This window comes from Belliella buryatensis, assembly GCF_900188245.1.
Lineage (GTDB): Bacteria > Bacteroidota > Bacteroidia > Cytophagales > Cyclobacteriaceae > Belliella > Belliella buryatensis.
In genome coordinates, this window is record NZ_FZOK01000029.1 from 1 (window position 1) to 6,180 (window position 6,180).

Here is a 6,180-nt window from a genome sequence, read left to right on the forward strand (position 1 = left end):
AGCTTCTCTTGACAACTTACCTATCAATTGATCCGATCCGATCAAACCAGTTACTGTATAAGTGAACACTGGGTCTTCTAGATCATAAATTTTGGTTTGATTATCAGCGTTGATGGTCAAAGTTGCCTTGGTAACTTCTAATTCACCAGCTACCAGCGTAATGTCATAGTTCGCATCTGATCCGCCTGTCAAGGTGATTGGGTACATACCAACTGCTGAGCTTGCTGTTGCTGTGGTGCTGATACTTGGCTCGGTGCTTAACTCTGTATCGCCATTTACCAAGCCTGAGTAAGTAAAGGTCAAGGCTGGATTCGATGAACCATAAATTTTAGACTTGTCTTCTGCAGTAATTGTCAATGCTGCTTTCGTTACTTCCAATTCACCAGCGACCAAAGTGATTGCATAGTTAGCATCTTCTCCACCCTTCAAGGTGATCGGATAAGTACCTACTCCTGAACTTGCTGTTGCCCTCGTGCTAATACTTGGCTCGGTGGATACTTTCGGATCACCATTCACCAAACCTGAGTAGATAAAGGTCAGGGTTGGATTCGCTGATCCATAAACTTTATCCTTATTCTCTGCGGTGATCGTCACCGATGCTTTGGTTACTTCCAATTCGCCAGCTACCAGCGTAATGTCATAGTTCGCATCCGAACCACCGATTAAAGTGATTGGATAAGTTCCAACTGCTGAGCTTGCTGTTGTCATTGTGCTGATGCTTGGCTCGGTGGCTATTTTCGTATCACCATTCACCAAACCAGCATAAGTGAAAGTCAATGGAGGATTCACTGAACCATAAACTTTATCCTTATTATCTGCGGTGATCGTCACCGATGCTTTGGTTACTTCCAATTCGCCAGCTACCAACGTAATGTCATAGTTCGCATCCGAACCACCGATTAAAGTGATTGGATAAGTTCCTACTGCCGAGCTTGCTGTTGCTGTCGTGCTGATGCTTGGCTCAGTAGCAACTTTGGTATCACCATTTACCAATCCAGAGTAGGTATAGGTCAAGGCTGGGTTCGCTGTACCATATACTTTGTCCTTGTCTACTGCCGTGATGGTTACAGCTGCTTTGGTCACTTCTAGTTCTCCTGCTACCAGCGTAATGTCATAGTTCGCATCAGAACCGTCTGTCAAGGTGATAGGATAGATTCCTACCTCAGAATTTGCTGTTGCTGTCGTGCTGATGCTTGGCTCAGTGGCTACTTTCGTGTCTCCATTTACCAAACCAGCGTAAGTAAAGGTCAAGGCTGGATTCTCCGAACCATATACTTTGTCTTTGTCTACTGCTGTTATCGTCACTGCTGCTTTGGTTACTTCCAATTCGCCAGCTACCAGCGTAATGTCATAGTTCGCATCCGAACCGCCTGTCAAGGTGATAGGATAAGTTCCAACTGCTGAACTTGCTGTTGCTGATGTACTGATATTTGGTTCTGTTGTTACTTTCGTATCGCTATTTACCAAGCCTGAGTAAGTAAAGGTCAAGGCTGGATTCGCCGATCCGTAGACTTTGTCCTTGTCTTCTGCTTTGATCGTCACGACTGCTTTTGTTACTTCTAATTCTCTTGTTATTTCTGTTGCAGGGAAATGCGTTTCATCACCTGCTTGAGTAGCTGTAATTTCCGTGGTTCCTGCTTTAAGAATGGTTGCTTGATTTCCAGAAATGCTCACAATTGTTGGGTCAGCTGCGGTGTAGGTTACTTCCAAGCTTTTGTCTGTTTTTTCCTCTCCAAGTATGAATGGGTCTCCTCCATATGTTTTAGGAGAAATTTCTGCAAACGTTATACTTTGTGGAAAAATAATTTGCTCCAATCCAGGCAAAGGATTTACTTCTTTTTCGGTATCAACTTCATCATATTTTATAGAATTTAAATAGGGGTATGATATGTAACCTTGATCTTCTGATAGCGCTTTAATATTCCAAATTGTAGTAAAATCCCAACTGGCTTCTGAAAAAATTTCTTGAGTCTTCATTTCTGATGTTGTAATCCCTGACCCACCTGAAGTATTTTCTTCTTGAGCAGTGGCTTCATAATCCCAGAAACTGTTTGAGATTATACTATTATAGAGTTGCCCGGAAATCCCCCCTACAAATTCGCCATCACTTATTACTTCTCCAGCGGAGTAAATATTTGTTAGTTCAAGATTATATCCATAACCAATTATTCCTCCAACATAATCAACATCTCCTATAACTTTAGACAAGGAATATGAATCCATTATATATCCAATATAGGACTGTCCCACCAAGCCGCCTAGAAATGAGTCACCTGAAATCACTCCTTTAGCAAATGATTGTTTGATGGCATTTTCAGTATTGCCTCCGTAATAATAGCCTGCCAAACCTCCAAGTGATTCCTTTCCTGATATAGTAACATTAGCAAAGCTGTCTTCAATTTTCCCAAAATATAATTCTCCCAAAAAACCACCTAGGTAATATTGACCTGAGAGATTTCCTTCCACTGATGAGTTTAAAATACTTACTCTAAATCCACCTCCAATAAATAGCCCACCATAATATTCGTAAGAAATTACTTTACCATTTATTGTATGAACATTTTCAAAAACTGTATTATCTACATAACCTGAGATAAAACCAGTATATCCAAGACCTTCGATTTGATAGTCTTTAAATACTATATTTTGAATTGTTGAATTATATAAGTAGCGAAATATCCCATTCTCCCAAGTTTCCGGTCTTTTGATCATCAGGTCTGAAATCGAAAAACCTTTTCCATCTAATACAATATTTCCAACATAACCTCCTGGTAACCAACCAAATCCTTCATTTGCGGTCTCAGATGCATAAGTTTCATATCCAGAACTTGAAGAATTTAGATCATTGTTTAGGATAAAATAACTATTACTGAAATAACGAATATTGAATAAATGCTCCCAATTTTCTATTTGATAAGGATCCAATTCTGTCCCTGAACCTGCAGCAAAAAACTGTTTGATATTTTCAACTGTCATCACATCTGAGGCAATATTTCCAGATGCATCTTTGACCGTAAAAGTAATTGTTGTTTTGCCTGGTGCAAAAGAATAGGTGCCCACTTGACCTGACCCCGAATCCATAGTTGCTCCAGTCATCTGCCAAGTGATTTGAGCATCTGGACAATTATCCCCAATTACTACATCTGGAACCGTAGTTTCCCAGTTTACTGAGGATTCTGATTGTCCGGCTTGACTTTCTGGAATGTTAAGAAAGGGTACTTGATTATCTTCGATAGTGAGCAGAAAAGATTCTGAAGTTTCGCCGCCAAGGTTGTCCTCAGCAGTCCAGATTACACTGGTTTCACCCAAGCCAATTATGGCGCCATTAAGTGTCCCTGCCCCGCTATCATATTCTTGTATATATTCGTGAGGTCCAAAACTGATTTTAATATCATCCCAAGAAACACCCCCACCTCCGGAAAATACTACCCTCCATGAACCAGAATTATATGTGGTGTTTTCATTAAAGGAAAGTACTTGATTGGTAACTGTATTTGTAAATGTACCTTTGATATTAGAACCGTTATCTACAAATTCCACTCGGATTGGATCATTGTAAAAAGAATTCCCAGGGCGTCCATCAAAGCTTGTACTTGTAATATTTGTTTGCCCCTCATTAAAATTATGAATCCTAAAGTACAAACTGTTCAAGGGCTCATTTGATCCAGATGGATTTTTTAAACCAGTTGCTCTTGTTCCGATAAAAGCTAAAGCGAAACCATTGAACCTTAATGTTGCACTGACATGCAAAGGGTTTTCAGCTGAAGGGATAAAATCAGCTACTGTCCTCAATGTTCCTCGATCATCACCTCCTACACTTTGATAAGCTCCGTTTACCACAGATCCAGAAGGATCTCCAATTTCAAAATTATCACTATTCCAGAATCCCGAATTAAAGTCTTCTGAAACTAAGTTTGGATTGGGTAAAAGTTTCTGAAGCGAGTAGCTTACATTTGAATACCCTTCTGAAAAAATATCAAATTCTGATCCCTTTACAGTATAAGTGCAATTATCCGGATCAGTATATCTCAGGTCATTAATTTTGATATTGATAGACGAAGTATAATTACAGAAACCGACTTGATAGGAATTACTGATTATTGAACTTCCTAACTTAATCGCGGAAACCTTTCCATTAGAGTCGACCGTGGCAACACTTGGATTTGATGAACTCCATGTTCCACCTGTTATTGGATGTCTTAAAGTCTGCTCTTGGCCAACAATGATACTGGTCCATTCAAACTCATACGTATAATTATTCAAAACGAAGTTTGATATTTCTCCGTTTAACAAGAGGTTTTGAAGGTCGCCAGAAAAACTAGATTTGAGATCAATAATATTCGTTTGAGATGAATTATCTCCACCTGCAATCCCCTGATTGAAATCAATATATGCGAGCAGTCCCTCCGAATCAAGACCTATCGGCGCCTGAAAGTTTTCAGCAATTTGATCCAAATTACGCGATACGGACCATACCCTGAGTTCATCCAATGCCCCAATAAAATTACCCCCGACTTTTAGTCTGTCTACTGACATGTTTCTGGATATTGACCCAAAACCATCTAACTCCCCATCAACAAATAAGCTAATTTGATCATTTATTTTAGCAATTGCTACATGATGCCATTCATTATCGTTAATATTTGTTCGACCAATCACAGATTGCCATCCTCCAGAATTGTTGGTATAATCATGCATACCAAATTCAAGCCTTCCCTGATTTATTCTGAATTGAACATTATCATTACCTATAGAATTATACCATGTCAATAAGTTTTGATCCCAATAGGAGTTGGATACTACTATTTCATTTTTAATCCATAGTTCGATAGTAATCTCTTCATTGTTAAAATTAGGACCATCTAAGAAAATGATTTGATTATTCGAACCATTAAAATGTAATGCATTTCCAAAAATTCCCTCACTGCAGATTAATAAGTGTAGTGTGGATTCCTTTTGTATATTGTAATCACTTAAAGTTCTTCCATCTTCAAGAATTTTTCCAGCAAAAATTAATGTGAGAGTATTCACAGGGATTCCTTCCTTATCCTGAATTTTTTGCTTTACATTTTCTATGGTATCACTTGGTTCTACATCTAGAGTAATTGTTTTTCCAGCAGGAGTTTTAACAAAAATTTGCATAGAAAAACCATTAATTACAACAACTATTGAAAAAAAAATTATACTAAATACTCTTTTAAATATATATCCCATCTTTTAGCCCTTTGAATGATGTTTTATGTTTTAATAGTATTTTATTGTGATTTAAAATTTCGCTTTCCCACATTTATATTTTTTAGAAAAAGGTTTCAAATCAGAATTATGAAATTTGTGCATTATTGGTATATTTTTTTTTCTATCAATACTGTTATTTTTTGATAATGTGTTTTTTAGTAAACAAAATGTATTTTTTGAATGAAATATTCTATACTGACCTTCTTGTAGGCTACTTACTAATTATTTAATATGCATACATGGAACTTCCCCAGTAATTATTTAAAAAGTCTAACTAGTTTAAATCTGACATAGATATTAGGTACTAATTGATAATGACCAATAGCAACCGATTGATCCGATATATGGATTTACTCGTAAAGAAGCCTATAATCAGAATAATAAATCCTCGAAAAATTTATTAACACTACAATTAAATAAATATTCTGGTGATTCTTGAGATCATTAACCTTTTCGTTAAACTGGAGGAGTAGCTCGTCTAAACGAGTAAGCAGTTAAACAATTTTTGGTTATTTGGTTATTTGGTTAACTGATTAGTATCGTAAATTTTACAGAATAGGTTTAGGGAAAAGGTGAAAGGCTAAAGGAGGGGATTTCGGGACTATGACGGAGTTGTTTTAGGGAAAAGATTAAAGGAAAAAGGCAAAAGGACTGGAATCGTGAATTTGGAGGAGTCGCCACTCTAAACGATTAAACACCCCGAGACTTCGGGGCAATTAAACATTTTTTGGTTATTTGGTTAATTGGTTAACTGGTTAACTGAGTAGCATCATGAACATCACAAGTTGGTTTTTTAACGCTTAAAGATTAACCATTAACATCCTCTTTCGTGTTCTTCGAGCTTCTTCGAGTTCTTTGTGATTTCCTCCCGGTAGGGATGGTCAAAATAGGAAAAAGGTCAAAGGTTAAAGGCAAAAGGACTGGATTCGTGAATATGACGCAGTC

Annotated in this window: 1 protein-coding gene; it reads right to left on the reverse strand. The window is 37.5% G+C overall.

Features of this window, described 5'->3' with window-relative positions:
* A partial coding sequence (locus CHB66_RS16565) for an MBG domain-containing protein (RefSeq protein WP_245812783.1) occupies positions 1-5,142 on the reverse strand: 5,142 nt, incomplete at its 3' end.
* Positions 5,143-6,180: the final 1,038 nt, after the last annotated feature.